The 14692-nt window shown below is 53.5% G+C and carries 13 protein-coding genes; 5 read left to right on the forward strand and 8 right to left on the reverse strand.

The features are described 5' to 3' along the window. Positions 1–4: 4 nt before the first annotated feature. Both ansA and sppA read right to left on the reverse strand, forming a co-directional pair. Positions 5–1021: an asparaginase gene (ansA, locus tag EoCCA6_RS20795; RefSeq protein ID WP_152084266.1), complete on the reverse strand. Its 1017-nt coding sequence runs from the start codon at positions 1019–1021 to the stop codon at positions 5–7. A 60-nt stretch (positions 1022–1081) separates the two neighbouring features. Further along, entirely contained in the window at positions 1082–2938 is a 1857-nt protein-coding gene (gene sppA, locus EoCCA6_RS20800; protein WP_152084267.1) for a signal peptide peptidase SppA, read from the reverse strand. Between the two features lie 167 nt (positions 2939–3105). On the opposite strand from sppA, the gene EoCCA6_RS20805 reads away from it, so the two are divergent. The 3 genes from EoCCA6_RS20805 (at position 3106) to EoCCA6_RS20815 (ending at position 6765) form a co-directional block, all read left to right on the forward strand. After that, positions 3106–3657: an NAD(P)H nitroreductase gene (locus EoCCA6_RS20805; protein WP_152084268.1), complete on the forward strand. Its 552-nt coding sequence runs from the start codon at positions 3106–3108 to the stop codon at positions 3655–3657. Between the two features lie 116 nt (positions 3658–3773). Next, complete coding sequence (selD, locus tag EoCCA6_RS20810) at positions 3774–4817, forward strand: selenide, water dikinase SelD (RefSeq protein ID WP_152084269.1); 1044 nt, start codon at positions 3774–3776, stop codon at positions 4815–4817. A gap of 4 nt (positions 4818–4821) precedes the next feature. Further along, on the forward strand, positions 4822–6765 hold the full coding sequence (locus EoCCA6_RS20815; protein ID WP_152084270.1) for a DNA topoisomerase III: 1944 nt from the start codon (positions 4822–4824) through the stop codon (positions 6763–6765). A gap of 27 nt (positions 6766–6792) precedes the next feature. Here EoCCA6_RS20815 and pbp4b read toward each other — a convergent pair whose 3' ends face one another. The 4 genes from pbp4b to EoCCA6_RS20835 all read right to left on the reverse strand — a co-directional run bounded on the left by pbp4b (position 6793) and on the right by EoCCA6_RS20835 (position 11309). Beyond that, positions 6793–8094, reverse strand: coding sequence for a penicillin binding protein PBP4B (gene pbp4b, locus EoCCA6_RS20820; RefSeq protein ID WP_152084271.1), 1302 nt, complete (start codon positions 8092–8094; stop codon positions 6793–6795). Between the two features lie 10 nt (positions 8095–8104). Then, the gene (gene murP / locus EoCCA6_RS20825) at positions 8105–9526 is read right to left on the reverse strand and encodes a PTS N-acetylmuramic acid transporter subunit IIBC (protein ID WP_152084272.1); all 1422 of its coding nucleotides are present in this window, start codon (positions 9524–9526) and stop codon (positions 8105–8107) included. Between the two features lie 67 nt (positions 9527–9593). Beyond that, positions 9594–10157 carry a DUF2057 family protein gene (locus EoCCA6_RS20830; protein WP_232623265.1) on the reverse strand — a complete coding sequence of 188 codons (564 nt, stop codon included), beginning with the start codon at positions 10155–10157 and terminating at the stop codon, positions 9594–9596. A 66-nt stretch (positions 10158–10223) separates the two neighbouring features. Continuing rightward, positions 10224–11309 (reverse strand): porin, encoded by a 1086-nt coding sequence (locus EoCCA6_RS20835; RefSeq protein WP_152084273.1) that lies wholly within the window; start codon positions 11307–11309, stop codon positions 10224–10226. Positions 11310–11514: 205 nt separating this feature from the next. Here EoCCA6_RS20835 and EoCCA6_RS20840 point away from each other — a divergent pair, with 205 nt between their 5' ends. Then, positions 11515–12366 carry an SIS domain-containing protein gene (locus EoCCA6_RS20840; RefSeq protein ID WP_152084274.1) on the forward strand — a complete coding sequence of 284 codons (852 nt, stop codon included), beginning with the start codon at positions 11515–11517 and terminating at the stop codon, positions 12364–12366. 45 nt (positions 12367–12411) lie between these two features. On the opposite strand, the gene gdhA is transcribed toward EoCCA6_RS20840, so the two are convergent. Beyond that, the gene (gdhA, locus tag EoCCA6_RS20845; RefSeq protein ID WP_152084275.1) at positions 12412–13755 is read right to left on the reverse strand and encodes an NADP-specific glutamate dehydrogenase; all 1344 of its coding nucleotides are present in this window, start codon (positions 13753–13755) and stop codon (positions 12412–12414) included. A 228-nt stretch (positions 13756–13983) separates the two neighbouring features. On the opposite strand from gdhA, the gene EoCCA6_RS20850 reads away from it, so the two are divergent. Then, positions 13984–14256 carry a YnjH family protein gene (locus tag EoCCA6_RS20850; RefSeq protein WP_152084276.1) on the forward strand — a complete coding sequence of 91 codons (273 nt, stop codon included), beginning with the start codon at positions 13984–13986 and terminating at the stop codon, positions 14254–14256. Here the strand turns inward: EoCCA6_RS20850 and EoCCA6_RS20855 are convergent. Further along, positions 14216–14632, reverse strand: coding sequence for a pyrimidine (deoxy)nucleoside triphosphate diphosphatase (locus tag EoCCA6_RS20855; RefSeq protein ID WP_152084277.1), 417 nt, complete (start codon positions 14630–14632; stop codon positions 14216–14218). The two genes, EoCCA6_RS20850 and EoCCA6_RS20855, sit on opposite strands and share 41 nt — an antisense overlap. Positions 14633–14692 lie beyond the last annotated feature (60 nt).

Here is a 14692-nt window from a genome sequence, read left to right on the forward strand (position 1 = left end):
CTCCTTATTCGTCCGGGGTCAGTTCACCGCGCAGATTTTGCATCATCGCGCTGCGAATGGACTGAACGTCCAGATCCTGACTCAGTAAATAGTGAAGTTTAGTCAGCGTCGCCTCAACGGTCATATCGAATCCGCTGATTACGCCCGCGTGCGCCAGGGCATTCCCGGTGGCATAGCCGCCCATATTGACCTTGCCGGACATACACTGCGTCAGATTCACCACCACAATTCCGCGGTCGCTCGCTTCCTGCAGCTCTTTCAGGAATTCACCGTTTTGCGGCGCATTGCCCACGCCGTAAGAGCGCAGGATCAGCGCTTTCACCGGCTGGCGCAGGAAGTTACGCACTACGTCGGCAGAGATCCCTGGGTAAATCGTCACCACGCCAATTGGCTGTGGGGTGATCGGGTGGACTATCAGCTCGCCTGCGGTGTGTGGCGCAGGCGGCGTTCCCAGACGACGAATATGAATACCCGCTTCCAGCAGCGGCTGAAGGTTTGGCGACGCAAAGGCGTCAAAGCCATCGGCATGCGCTTTGGTGGTACGGTTGCCGCGATACAGTCGATTGTTGAAGAACAACGACACTTCATTAACCGGATAATTGGCCGCCACATACAGAGAGTTAAGCAGGTTAATCTGACCATCAGAGCGCAGTTCCGCCAGCGGGATTTGCGAGCCCGTGACGATAACCGGTTTGCTCAGGTTCTCAAGCATAAAGGAGAGCGCCGAGGCGGTGAACGCCATGGTGTCAGTGCCATGCAGGATCACGAAACCGTCATACTGGTCGTAATTAGCCTTAATATCATCCGCAATATGCTGCCAGTCTTCCGGCGTCATATCAGAGGAGTCCATCAGTGGATCATACTCGTGAATGGTAAAGTCCGGCATCTCTTGGCGGTGGAATTCAGGCATCAGCGCAAGCTGGCGCTGCAGGTGGCCGGAGACAGGGATATAGCCGTTTTCAGAGCGCTGCATACCGATAGTACCGCCGGTATAGGCTACATAAATCGATTTCTTCTGCATGATAGTGAGTTCTTGTGCTTCAAAGAAAAATCCCCTCTTCAGGCGAAGAGGGGACGGGTATTAACGCACGTTTGCGCAGGTCAGACAAAACGCATAACGGCTTTGTGGATCATTAAACGCGGCCAGTTTATCGCTCTCCGCTTTCATCGCTTTTGCGGCGGATGCCACAGGCGCAGGCAGGTAAGCCTGCAGCGCTTCCGGCAGCATGGCGCGGACGGAGCCGGACATGCTGTCCATCACCATATCAAAGAACGTCGGTTCGTCCTGGTAATAATCCACATGCCACTGCTTGAGTTTTGCCAGTTCAGCCGCCTTCTTCACGGCGTCATCAAAGTCACCGAGGCTGTCTACCAGGCCATTACTTTTCGCATCCTGCCCGGTCCAGACGTGGCCCTGAGCAATCTGGTCAATCTGTTCAGGCGTTTTTTTACGGGAATCTGCGACCAGAGTAATAAAGCGCTTATAGCCGCTCTCAATGCTGAGCTGCATCATCTCCGAGACTTCCGGCGGCAGCGATTTGGTGACCGACACATCCGCCAGCGGCGAGGTGGCAACGCCGTCGGTATGCACGCCCAGATAATCGAGGCTGTTTTCAACGGTGTTGATCACGCCGAAAATACCAATCGAGCCGGTCAGCGTGCTTGGGTTAGCGACGATATAGTTCGCTGGCGTGGAGATCCAGTAACCGCCGGATGCCGCCATTCCACCCATTGACACCACTACAGGCTTGCCCGCCGCGCGAGCCGCGGCCAGTTCAGCGCGGATCACTTCGGAGGCGCTGACGCTACCGCCAGGGCTGTTCACGCGCAGAACAATCGCTTTCACTTTCGGATCAAGACGCGCATCGCGGATTTGCGACGCCGTAGTATCGCCGCCGACGTTCCCCGGCGTCTCCTGGCCGTCCATAATCGCACCATTGGCGAAGACCACCGCGACGCTGTCACCGCTGTCATCCGGTTTCTTCGCTGCGTAGTCATACATGCTGATGGCGCTGTAGTTTTTATCCTCTTTGTCCCAGCCAAATTGCTTGCTCAGGGATTTCTCGATCTCCGCGCTGGTTCCCAGTGCATCGACCAGTTTGTTATCGAGCGCATATTTCGCGGTATCACCATCAACCTTGCGCAGCCCCTCCAGCACGCCCTGAGCGCCAGGGAACACTTGCTCCTTCGTGATCTGACGGTTCGCGGCAACGGTGCCCAGATAGTTCTGCCACAGCTCGCCAATCCAGCGGCTGTCCGCTTCACGGGCGGCAGGGGACATATCATCACGGATAAACGGTTCAACGGCGGATTTATACGTGCCGACGCGGAAAACGTGAGTCGTGACTTTCAGCTTGTCGAGCAGGGATTTGTAGTACAGGCCGTTGGTCGCAAAACCATGCAGGTCAACCGTGCCCTGTGGAGAGAGCCAGATTTTATTCGCAAAGCTGGCCAGATAATATTGCCCCTGGCTGTAGCTATCGCCTACCGCAATCACCGGCTTGCCGCTGTCGCGGAATTCGCGCAGCGCTTTACCGATGTACTGCATTGATGGTTGATCGGCTCCGGCGAAATCTTTCAGATCCAGCACGATGCCCGTAATGTTACGATCGTCTTTGGCCTGGCGAATGGTATCAACGATATCAAACAGGGAGTTTTCCTGCAGACGGTCAGACGTTGCACCAAACAACTGACGGCCAATCACGCCCAGACGATTGCTGGTAGAGGGCTTATCAACAATGACGCCAGTGATGTCGAGCAACAGCGCCCCGCGAGTCGAATGCTGCGACTGATTCGCGTTGCTGATGTGCATCCAGACGCCCGCGCAAACCAGAACCAGGAAGATGAAGAAGATATTCATCACCAGGTTGCGGACGAAGTTGAGCAGTCGCCACGTCCATTTAAAGAAACCGGCAAAGATTCGCCAAAGGGTTCGCATGTATTCTCCCTAACCAGAAAATGACTGTTTCCGTCGCCACTGGACGGTAATGTGGGGTTATCGTAATGACCCAACCGCCTCTTGTCAGCAGGAATCGCCTGCTGCGCTGTAACAAAATCTGCCGCCGTGTTAATTTTGTGAGTAAATTTCAAGACAGGAGTTAACCAATGGACGCACTTGAACTGCTTGTTAACCGTCGTAGCGCTTCACGTCTGGCCGATCCTGCGCCTGCGGGCGAGCAACTGGAAAACATTCTGCGCGCCGGTCTGCGCGCGCCGGATCATGGCACGCTTCAGCCGTGGCACTTCTTTATTATTGAAGGTGAAGGCCGTGAGCGCTTCAGTGCACTGCTGGAAAAAGGTGCGGTTGCCGCGGGGCAGGATGAAAAAGGGATTGAAAAAGCGCGCAGCGGTCCGTTCAGAGCGCCGATGATCATTGCGGTGGTGGCAAAATGCCAGGCTGACCATAAAGTACCGCTCTGGGAGCAGGAGATGTCTGCCGGTTGCGCGGTGATGGCGATGCAAATGGCCGCGGTCGCGCAAGGCTTCAATGGCATCTGGCGCACGGGGCCGTTGACTGAAAGCGCCGCTGTACGCGAGGGATTATCCTGCGGTGAACACGATAAAATCGTCGGCTTCCTTTACCTCGGCACGCCTCAGCTTAAAGCCTCCAGCACAATCAGCGTGCCGGATACCACGCCTTTCGTCAGCCGTTTCTGATAACGCGCGCTAAACTGTCTGGATTCTGAGCATCTGCCGCAGAATTCAGACAGTCATACTTACCTCTTTATGGAATGAGCGCTACCATAGCGCGATTGCAATGACAGGAGATGTCCATGAGCGAGCAAACCATTCGTTTAACGCAATACAGCCACGGAGCCGGTTGCGGTTGTAAAATTTCCCCGAAAGTGCTGGAAACCATCCTGCACAGTGAACAGGCGAAGTTTGTCGACCCGAACCTGCTTGTCGGCAACGAAACGCGTGACGATGCAGCGGTTTATGATTTAGGTAACGGCACCAGCATTATCAGTACCACCGATTTCTTTATGCCGATTGTCGACAATCCGTTCGATTTCGGGCGTATTGCGGCTACCAACGCCATCAGCGATATCTTCGCGATGGGCGGCAAGCCGATTATGGCGATCGCCATTCTGGGCTGGCCGATCAACACGATCGCTCCAGAAATTGCCCGCGAGGTGATTGATGGCGGGCGTTTCGCCTGCCAGCAGGCGGGGATTGCGCTGGCGGGTGGACACTCCATTGACGCCCCAGAGCCGATTTTCGGCCTGGCCGTCACGGGTGTGGTGCCTACCGAGCGCGTGAAGCGCAACAGCACCGCGCAGGCGGGCTGCAAACTCTTCCTCACCAAACCGCTGGGCATTGGCGTACTCACAACCGCTGAGAAAAAATCTCTGCTGAAACCAGAGCATATTGGCCTGTCAACGGAAGTCATGTGCCAGATGAACCTTGCGGGTGCGGCCTTCGCCAGCATCGACGGCGTGAAGGCGATGACGGACGTCACCGGTTTTGGCCTGCTGGGTCACCTGAGCGAAGTGTGTCAGGGCGCGGGCGTACAGGCGCAGGTCTGGTATCAGGACGTGCCGAAGCTGCCGGGTGTGGAAGAGTATATTGCTCAGGGCGCGGTGCCGGGCGGTACTCAGCGTAACTTCGCCAGCTACGGTCACCTGATGGGCGACATGCCGGAAGCATGGCGTAACCTGCTGTGCGATCCGCAAACCTCCGGTGGCCTGCTGCTGGCGGTCACGCCGGAATCCGAAGCCGACGTTCAGGCGACCGCCGCTGAGTTCGGCATCACGCTGACGGCAATCGGTGAGCTGGTGACCGCGCGCGGTGGCCGACCGATGATTGAGATCCGTTAATTCGATGCGGTTGTTTATTGCCGAAAAGCCGAGCCTGGCGCGTGCTATTGCCGATGTGCTGCCTAAACCGCATCGCAAAGGCGACGGCTTTATCGAATGCGGTAACGGGCAGGTGGTCACCTGGTGTATCGGTCACCTGCTTGAGCAGGCGCAGCCGGATGTTTATGACAGCCGCTATGCCCGCTGGAACCTGAACGATCTGCCCATCGTGCCGGAAAAGTGGCGTTTGCAGCCGCGTCCCTCCGTCACTAAACAGCTCAACGTCATTAAGCGTTTCCTGCATGAAGCGTCTGAAGTCGTCCACGCGGGTGACCCGGACAGGGAAGGGCAACTGCTGGTGGACGAAGTGCTGGATTACCTGGAGCTGGCACCGGAAAAACGCCAGCAGGTACAGCGCTGTTTAATTAACGACCTCAACCCGCAGGCGGTAGAGCGCGCGATTTCGCGTCTGCGCGCCAACAGCGAATTTATCCCGCTGTGCGTCTCCGCATTAGCCCGTGCGCGCGCCGACTGGCTGTATGGCATCAACATGACCCGCGCCTACACCATTCTTGGACGCAACGCGGGTTATCAGGGCGTGCTTTCCGTGGGCCGCGTGCAAACGCCGGTGCTGGGGCTGGTGGTACGTCGTGATGAAGAGATCGAGAACTTCGTCGCCAAAGATTTCTTTGAAGTGAAAGCGCATATCGTCACCCCTAAAGACGAACGCTTTACCGCTGTCTGGCAGCCGAGCGATGCCTGCGAATCGTACCAGGACGAAGAGGGGCGGTTGCTGCATCGCCCGCTGGCGGAGCACGTGGTCAACCGCATTACCGGTCAGCCCGCCATCGTCACCAGCTATAACGATAAACGGGAATCGGAACCCGCGCCGCTGCCGTTCTCGCTTTCAGCGCTGCAGATTGAGGCGGCCAAAAAGTTTGGCCTTAGCGCGCAGAACGTGCTGGATATCTGCCAGAAGCTCTACGAAACCCACAAGCTGATCACCTATCCGCGTTCGGACAGCCGTTATCTGCCGGAAGAACACTTTGCCGGACGTCACTCGGTGATGAACGCCATCGGCGTTCACGCGCCGGATCTGCTGCCGCAACCGGCGGTGAACCCGGATACCCATAATCGCTGCTGGGATGATAAAAAGGTGGATGCCCACCATGCGATTATCCCGACGGCGCGCGCCAGCAATGTCAACCTGACGGAAAACGAAGCGAAGGTGTACAACCTTATTGCCCGTCAGTATCTCATGCAGTTCTGCCCGGATGCGGTGTTCCGCAAATGCGTGATCGAGCTGGAAATCGCCAAAGGCAAGTTTGTTGCCAAAGCGCGTTTCCTGGCGGAAGCGGGCTGGCGCACGCTGCTGGGCAACAAAGAGCGCGACGAAGAGAACGACGGCACGCCGCTGCCGGTCGTCGCCAAAGACGATGAACTGCTCTGTGAGAAGGGCGAAGTGGTGGAGCGCCAGACGCAGCCCCCGCGCCATTTCACCGATGCGACGTTACTCTCGGCAATGACCGGTATCGCTCGCTTTGTTCAGGATAAAGATCTAAAGAAGATCCTGCGCGCCACCGATGGTTTAGGTACGGAGGCGACCCGCGCAGGCATTATCGAATTACTGTTTAAGCGCGGTTTTCTTGAGAAGAAAGGGCGCTATATCCATTCGACGGAACCGGGCCGGGCGTTAATCCATTCGCTGCCGGAGCTGGCCGCGCGGCCAGACATGACGGCACACTGGGAATCGGTACTGACGCAAATCAGCGAAAAGCAGTGTCGTTACCAGGACTTTATGCAGCCGCTGGTGGGGACGCTTTATCAGTTGATCGATCAGGCGCGCAGTACGCCGGTGAAGCGGTTCAGAGGCATGGTTGCGCCGGGGGCGGGCAAGAAAGCACCATTCAAACGTTCCGGAAAAAAATCCCGCGTCGGGGATAACAATTCTGCGCAGCCCTCATCCTGAGGGCTGCGCATTCCAGAATGGCGGCACTTAATTTTCAAGTGCGCCATAGATCTGATCAACTATCCAACCGTAAGTCGCCGCAGGCAACGTCCCGCTGACAAAAACATTAGGATTCGTTTTGGGATCGGCCACCGGAGAGTGGGGGCGGTTGCCCAGAATGACAATCGCCATATGCTTAACGGGATCAATGGCGGTGAGCGTGCCGGTCCAGCCCGTGTGGCCGTAAGTCTGCGGGCCGGAGAGGACGCCAAAGGTCGGTGTCATTGATGAATTGCCGTTAACCCGCCAGCCCAGCCCAAAGGTGACATCGGCTGCTGAGCTACGGGTAAACTCGCTCACGGTGTTCTTGTCAAACAGCGTTACGTTGCCATAACCGCCACCGTTCAGCATGGTCTGCATCAGAACGGCAATATCATGCGTATCCGAGAACAACCCCGCATGACCGGAAACTCCGCCCATGGCGTACCAGGCCTTTTCATCATGTACCTGGCCCCAGATTGTGGTTGTGCGAATGTTCGGGAAGTGGATAACACCATCACGGGTATTACCGTTGAGTTCCGTTGCCGCAATCTGCTGCTGTTTAAAGCCCTTTAACAGCGGATTAAATACCGTGTGCTTCAGGCCGAGAGGCCGGTAAATCATTTTCTCAACATAGACATCAAGCGGCATTGCGGTGACGGATTCAATGATAAATCCGAGGATCATGTAATCGACATCACTGTAGAGGTGTTTTGTCCCTGGCGGATAATCAAGCGGCGTTCGCTTAATCATCTCCAGCGTGGTCTGTTTATCCTGGGAATAGAGATCACCGGCGACGCGCTTGTTTGGATATTGCGGATCGGCAGGGAAACCTGCGGTATGGTGCAGAATATCAATAATGCGCAGGGAATCTTTTCCCTTAATCTTGTCAGTGGGTTTATCAGTGAATCCGGGAATATATTTCGCGACAAGATCGTTCACATTAACCTTGCCTTCGTACACCAGTTTTTGTAGCGCAAAATTTGTTGCATACATTTTGGTATTGGAGGCCAGGTCGTACAGCGTGTCCGTTGTGGCTTTTATCGGATGGCGGGTTAAAAAAGAGCCATCATATTTTTTGGCATAGCCCCAGGCTTTCTGGAAAACAATATGATTGTCTTTGATCACTAACACATTCATGCCTGGATAGCCGGCATCAATTTGCTCCTGAATCCAGCGATCCAGCGTGTTCAGTTTTTTGACATTAAAGCCCACGCTTTCCGGCTGCGCATTTGTCAGAACCGGGTAATCGGTCGCAAACGCCGAGGCTGATAACGCCAGCAGAGCAGCAAAAATTGCACGTCGTTTCATTATCGATCCCTCACTGTAAGTCCACATTCTTGCAACCAAACAAGACGGTAATAATAAAGCCGAACAGCCACGAAATAAGTATCCCCGCGCCATAAACGGCAATGGCTGGCAGAATACCTTCGTCAGAGGTCATGAGCGGCAACGCGACAAGTCCGGAAGGACCAAAAGCGCTGTTGAGGCCAATAGGCAGTCCGAACCATGCGACAGTCCCTATAAAGAGTCCGCCAACCGCGCCGCCCAGACACGCCGTAATAAAAGGCTTCATTCGCGGGAGGGTCACACCGTAAATCAGTGGCTCACCCACGCCGAGGACACCGGGAATAATTGCGCCCCGGATTTGCACCCGCAGCGTGGAGGCTGCATCGGATTTCCAGTATAACGCCAGGGCCGCACCAACTTGTCCGGCACCGGCCATCGAGAGAATAGGGAAGAGAGAATTAAAGCCCTGCGAGTCCATTAGCGCGAGGTAGACGGGAATAAATCCCTGGTGAACACCAAAGACCACTGCAATCAGGAAAACGCCCGCCAGTACAGCACAGCCCAGAGGATTACTGTTCAGGTGCATAAACAGCCACGACATTCCCTGAAATAGCCACACGCCGACAGGCATGATAACGATGTAAGTCAGTGTGGCCGTCAGGATCAGCGTCAGCATTGAGGTTAGAATCATATCCAGTTCATCAGGAATAACGTTTCTGATGAATCGCTCGATCTTCGCACCGGCCCAGGCCGCCAGCAGCACGCCAATGATGTTCCCGCGTGGGTCAATGGTGTGACCAAAAAAGTCCTGTAAGCCGGAGTAGTAGCCCACGGTTGCCTCCGGGTTGTAGCCAAGAATAAACAGCGAAGCGATGATTGCGCCGTTTACACCCGTGCCGCCGAAAGCCTTTTGCGCGTTGTAGCCAATTAAAATAACGAGGAACGTGAAGAGCCCTTTGCTGAATACTTTTAAGAAATTCAGCGCGTCAGGTAATACGCCTTTTGCCTCCGGCGCGATATGCATTAATGTTCCGGCCAGCGTTGCGATGCCCAGCATCAGACCTGCCGCGATAAAACCCGGAATCAGAGGGGTAAATATGGTGGCAAAATTCGCCAGGAATTGCTGCAAAGATGATTGCTGCTTACTTTTCATCTGGCTTTTGGTTTCTGCTGCAATAGCCGTCAGATCTTTAATCCCCAGCAGATGGTTCATGCTTTCGGCTGCGCGTTGTGCTTTTCCGACGCCAAAAATAACCTGAACTTCATTACCATTAATGACCACGCCGCTGACGCTGCCTGCGAGTTGTTCTTTGATATTGCCGGCTATTAACGATGTATCACCCACTCGCAGACGCAGGCGGGTCATGCAGTTGCCACAATGCTGAATGTTGCCCTTGCCTCCTGCCAGCGTGATTATTTTTTCCAGCAAATCGTTGCTGATCTGTTTAGACATGATTCCACTTCCTTATTAATTGCCATGAGGTTACCTTCCCGCTCAAATCAAAATTCATTATAACCTCTTAATTTTTTAACAACCATTTCATGAATGAGAGTTTCTGTTTATCAGATAACGCCAGATAAGCGACTTTGGCCTGCTCAAGCGCATCCTGACTTTCTTGTTTTATCTCCCCGGCGTCATGCTTTTCACCCGCCAGTAATGACCTGAAATCAGAAAAAATAGTCACGCTCTCCGGATCTACTTTTGTCAGCGTGAAGGGAATAGCGGCATTATTTGCCCGTAAACTGAATTGTGGATTTTCAGCCTGCTTTTTGGCTTCTTTTTCATCGGTGACGACGGGCGTGGTCAGGGTGATTTTTTCTTTGCCTTTATAGTTAAACGTGAAAATATACGGTGCGGAGGTTATTCTCCCTTTGCCCTGGTTGACGGATTCAGGATTCACGGAACTATCGAATTTTATAACCAGTTTTTGCTCTTCATCGGGTAATGAAATGCTTCTGGAAAACATTGACACTTTGGCGTCTTTTGCCGCCAGCGCAACGATGTTTTCGCCAAGCTCCAGCGTGACGTTGGCCGCTGCAGAACCCGAAATAATAAAGAGCAGCATAAAGATAGAGTTTTTCACAGACGACTCCTGGAAAAAGGGCACGTTTATTGCCCTTATCTGTGGGGGATTAATGGCTATGAAATATTAAAATTCATACCGCAGGCCGAGGTGAAAATAATCGTCCTCAGGATCGCTACCACCAAAAGAGACGGTATCGCCGGTGACTCTGTTGGTTCCGGCTTCGCCATTGCGCCAGGAATAAGAGGCGTAGAGAGAACTTTTGGCGGTGGCTTTGTACTGCACTTCGAAAGTGGCATCGCGAAGTTTGAGCCCGTCACCGTCGCTGTTTTCTAAGTGACGGTAACCTGTCCGGAACCACCATTCGGGCGTCATTGACCAGACAAGCGTCGCTTCGTAGTCTTTATCTGTGCTGTCCGGGCGGCCATCGAGATATTCGACCGTGTCTTCGGCATACAGCAGGCCTAACATGACATCACCGAGATAGTAACGCGTGCCGACTCCCCACATCTGGTATTTATCGGCGTCGTCATCTGACTGTGCAGACGTCTCATCATGGCTGGCTTGCGACTGTTGGGCTGCAATAACCGGTTGTAATTTCCCTGCCGCACCGAGGTCGAGCGTATAACGCAGGGCTGTGTTGACGCCGTAATCCAGATCGGAGGAGTTGTTGCCGATGATCCATGCAGTGGAAATATCAACGTTTCCATACGTGTTCTGGTACTGAATCGTACCGTCCTGACGGAAAACCTGCACCGCGGTAGGGTCGATAGCGTTCGCCTGCCGTGCCATCGCGACATCTGAAGAGGCGAACACATCACCAATGTCGGTAAACATAATCAGACCGGATGAAACACGTCCGGCGGTGATTTTACCGTACTCCGCAAAATCGACGCCTGCCCAGACGTAACGCGCAGTCAGATCGTCGGGGTCTTCCGCTTTGATATTGTTTGCGTATTCAGCGGCATTTACCTGGTATTGCGTAAAACCGATAACGGCGAACTTGTCGTTGATCATCTGTCGTGCCGAGAAGCCGATTCGCCCGTCAAAATCACCTGAAACGTCGCCCGTTTTTTTATCTGAAACGTTAAAACCAAGGCGTCCGTAAAGGTCTATGTTCGAGCCATCATTAGCCTGATAGATAACGGCGGCATGGCCTGCAGACGCCAGCATAATGAATAATCCGGATAAATATTTAAGTCCGTTTTTCATAAAATAATCCTATAGGGGATGGAAGTGTAATATTAATTGCGATGGGAATTGTTGATCGTTTTATTTTTATTTTAAATGGAATCATAAATTCCTTTTAAATGTTTGTGATGGGTGTCAAAATTTATCGCAGGGAATTTTTTGTTATATGTTGATTTTATCTTTGAAGGGAAATACATTGTCTTTTAAAATGTTATAGGGGTGGTCTATGAGTTACTTGAAAAAGATAAGAATGGATTATGAGAATTACACGGAAACGGAGAGGAAAATAGCGCTCTATATCATTAACCATCTTGATATTTTCAAAGGCTGCTCTTCCCATTCCATCGCGATAGCACTGAGTGTGGCGCAATCGTCCATCTCGAAATTCGCTCAAAAACTGGGGGCGCAGGGTTTTTCTGAGTTGAAAATGCTGTTGATAGAAGAGTACAGCCGGGAAAAAAGTGCAAAGACCGATCACAGTTTGCACAGCACTATTCAGCGTTCCGACTCGCTCAATGTCATTGCTGAGAAATTGATAATAGAAAAAGTACAGGCATTAAGAGAGACAACCCAGACGATTGATTTCACTAAGCTGGAAAAAATCATCGGAATAATTAACAAAGCACAACAGATACAGATAGTGGGGCTCGGGGGATCTGCACTGGCAGCTAAAGACCTGGCGTTTAAATTAATGAAAATTGGCTTTCGGGTGACCTGCGAGATTGACTCGCATGTACAAATATCGGTTGCGCAGGCGTTAACAGAACGCGATATACAAATTGCGCTGTCGTATTCGGGCCGAAAAAAAGAGATCCTGATTGCCGCCGAAGCAGCAAAAGCGAAAGGCGCAAAGATTATAGCCATTACCTCTCTGGCAAAAAATCCGTTGCGTGACATTGCTGATTATATTTTAGAGACGGTGTCGAACGAAGATCAGTGGCGCAGTTCGTCGATTTCTTCCCGAACCGCGCAAAACTGCATAACAGATTTATTATTCGTTGGCCTGCTACAGCTTAACGATCGGCACTCTCTGGCAATGATAGAGCGGACCCGTGAACTCATTAACAGGCTTGAATGATCGCCGGGTGGCGCGACACTTCCGTCACCCGGCACAACGAGAGAATCAGATGACCCCTTGCCCGATCATCGCATCCGCCACCTTCACGAACCCGGCAATATTCGCGCCGCGCACGTAGTTGGTCTGCGACGCCTCACCGCCGTACTCAACGCACGCATGGTGAATATCCAGCATGATGTGGTGCAGACGGGCATCCACTTTCTCTGCCTTCCAGCCCATACGCGCGGCATTCTGCGCCATTTCCAGGCCTGACGTCGCCACGCCGCCTGCGTTCGCGGCTTTCCCCGGCGCAAACAGAACGCCTGCTTCCAGGAACAGATCGGTCGCCTCAATGGTGGTCGGCATATTGGCCCCTTCAGCCACGGCTTTCACGCCGTTAGCGATAAGCGTGCGAGCCGCGTCTGCATCCAGCTCGTTCTGGGTAGCGCACGGCAGGGCGATATCCACTGGCACTGACCACGGCTGCTTGCCTTCCAGATAGGTCAGCCCATACTCACGGGCATAATCCGCCACGCGACCGTCGCGGCTGGCTTTAATTTCGCACAGGCGCGCCAGCTTCTCAGCCGTAAAGCCCGATTCATCCACCACGGTGCCGCTGGAGTCAGAGGCGGTCACGACGCGCGCGCCAAACTGCATCGCTTTCTCGATGGCATACTGCGCCACGTTGCCGGAGCCTGAAACCGCCACGCGCATTCCCTCGAAGCTCAGTCCATGACGCTTAAGCATTGCGTCGGTGAAGTAGACCAGACCGTATCCGGTCGCTTCCGGGCGGATCAGGCTGCCGCCAAACGACAATCCTTTGCCGGTAAAGACGCAGGCGCTGTTATTAGAGAGTTTTTTCATCATCCCGGCCATAAAGCCCACTTCACGGCCGCCCACGCCGATATCACCAGCAGGTACATCGGTGTCTGGCCCCAGGTGACGATACAGCTCGGTCACCAGCGCCTGGCAGAAGCGCATCACTTCACCTTCGCTTTTACCTTTTGGATCGAAATCGCTGCCGCCTTTGCCACCGCCCATTGGCAGCGTGGTAAGGGCGTTTTTAAACGTCTGCTCAAAACCGAGGAATTTCAGAATGGAGAGGTTCACGGAAGGGTGGAAGCGCATCCCACCCTTAAACGGGCCGATAGCCGAGTTAAACTGCACGCGCCACGCACGATTGACCTGCACCTGGTTGCGATCGTCCACCCACGCCACGCGAAACTGGATCACGCGCTCTGGCTCAACCAGACGCTCAAGTAAAGACATTTGACGGTAACGCGGGTTTTCCTCAAGGAATGGCCACAGTGTTGTCATGACTTCACGAACAGCCTGCGCGAACTCGCTTTGATGCGGGTCGCGCTGCTGGACGTGGGCAAGGAAACTTTCCAGAGAGCGTGTCTGATCCATAGATATAAGAACCTCTTATAATATTTTATGTCTGTTGCTTAAGCGATTTGTGTTGTTTTTTTGACTATACCACCCGCAGTGCTTTGTGAGGCAAGCAGAAATTTATGTCGAAAGGGAAATTCATCACGGGGCGTTTGTCATAACTAAAAACGATGACGGGATAAATTAAAGGTTCGGCTCCGGTTTACCGTTATAGTCATTATCAGGACACAACAGGAAGATAAGTCTATGAACCGTTACGTAATGACCGCGTTATGTTTGATGTTATCCGCAGGTGCACAGGCCGACCGAATTCGCCCGGATGTGGAAGTGAATGTGCCGCCGGATGTTTTTAGCACCAGCGGCCAGCGTGCGCAGCCGTGTAACCAGTGCTGCATTTACCAGGATCAAAACTATTCGGAAGGGGCGGTCATTAAAGCGGATGGCGTGCTGCTGCAGTGTCAACGCGATGAACGCACCATCAGCACGAACTCGCTGGTCTGGCGGCGCGTAAAAGGATAAACGCTTCCAGCAGGGGAATATCTGCCGGGGCTAAATCGTACATAAGGGCTTCTTCTGGCGTACACCACACCAGCGCACTGTGGTAGTGCGCTTTCAGCTCTCCGCTGAAGAAGGGGACATGCCAGGCGTGCAGATGAATCAACCGCTGTGAGACTTCCCGCTGGTGGCTTGCCACGTATTGCTCAGGCATGGCCTCAATGCCAAGTTCTTCACGCAGTTCGCGGATCAGCGCGTCAGGCTGCGTTTCTCCGGCTTCGACTTTCCCACCGGCAAATTCCCACATGCCGGGCTGATCGGCATAAGCCGGGCGCTGCGCCAGTAAAATTTTGTCGTCTTTTTCGATGATAGCGGCAACGACATCGAGTGTTTTCAGCATGGTCGTCAATAATTGATAGCGAAAAACGACATATTATCGTGCCCTTTCAAAGAGTCCAGT

This window comes from Enterobacter oligotrophicus (genome assembly GCF_009176645.1).
GTDB classification, from domain to species: domain Bacteria; phylum Pseudomonadota; class Gammaproteobacteria; order Enterobacterales; family Enterobacteriaceae; genus Enterobacter; species Enterobacter oligotrophicus.

Bases quoted from the DNA above. Each gene is read 5' to 3' on its own strand.
- EoCCA6_RS20850 (WP_152084276.1), top strand. From the start codon at position 13,984: ATGAACCGTTACGTAATGACCGCGTTATGTTTGATGTTATCCGCAGGT.
- EoCCA6_RS20855 (WP_152084277.1), bottom strand. From the start codon at position 14,632: ATGCTGAAAACACTCGATGTCGTTGCCGCTATCATCGAAAAAGACGAC.
- gdhA (WP_152084275.1), bottom strand. From the start codon at position 13,755: ATGGATCAGACACGCTCTCTGGAAAGTTTCCTTGCCCACGTCCAGCAG.
- ansA (WP_152084266.1), bottom strand. From the start codon at position 1,021: ATGCAGAAGAAATCGATTTATGTAGCCTATACCGGCGGTACTATCGGT.
- EoCCA6_RS20815 (WP_152084270.1), top strand. From the start codon at position 4,822: ATGCGGTTGTTTATTGCCGAAAAGCCGAGCCTGGCGCGTGCTATTGCC.
- EoCCA6_RS20835 (WP_152084273.1), bottom strand. From the start codon at position 11,309: ATGAAAAACGGACTTAAATATTTATCCGGATTATTCATTATGCTGGCG.
- murP (WP_152084272.1), bottom strand. From the start codon at position 9,526: ATGTCTAAACAGATCAGCAACGATTTGCTGGAAAAAATAATCACGCTG.
- pbp4b (WP_152084271.1), bottom strand. From the start codon at position 8,094: ATGAAACGACGTGCAATTTTTGCTGCTCTGCTGGCGTTATCAGCCTCG.
- EoCCA6_RS20840 (WP_152084274.1), top strand. From the start codon at position 11,515: ATGAGTTACTTGAAAAAGATAAGAATGGATTATGAGAATTACACGGAA.
- sppA (WP_152084267.1), bottom strand. From the start codon at position 2,938: ATGCGAACCCTTTGGCGAATCTTTGCCGGTTTCTTTAAATGGACGTGG.
- selD (WP_152084269.1), top strand. From the start codon at position 3,774: ATGAGCGAGCAAACCATTCGTTTAACGCAATACAGCCACGGAGCCGGT.
- EoCCA6_RS20805 (WP_152084268.1), top strand. From the start codon at position 3,106: ATGGACGCACTTGAACTGCTTGTTAACCGTCGTAGCGCTTCACGTCTG.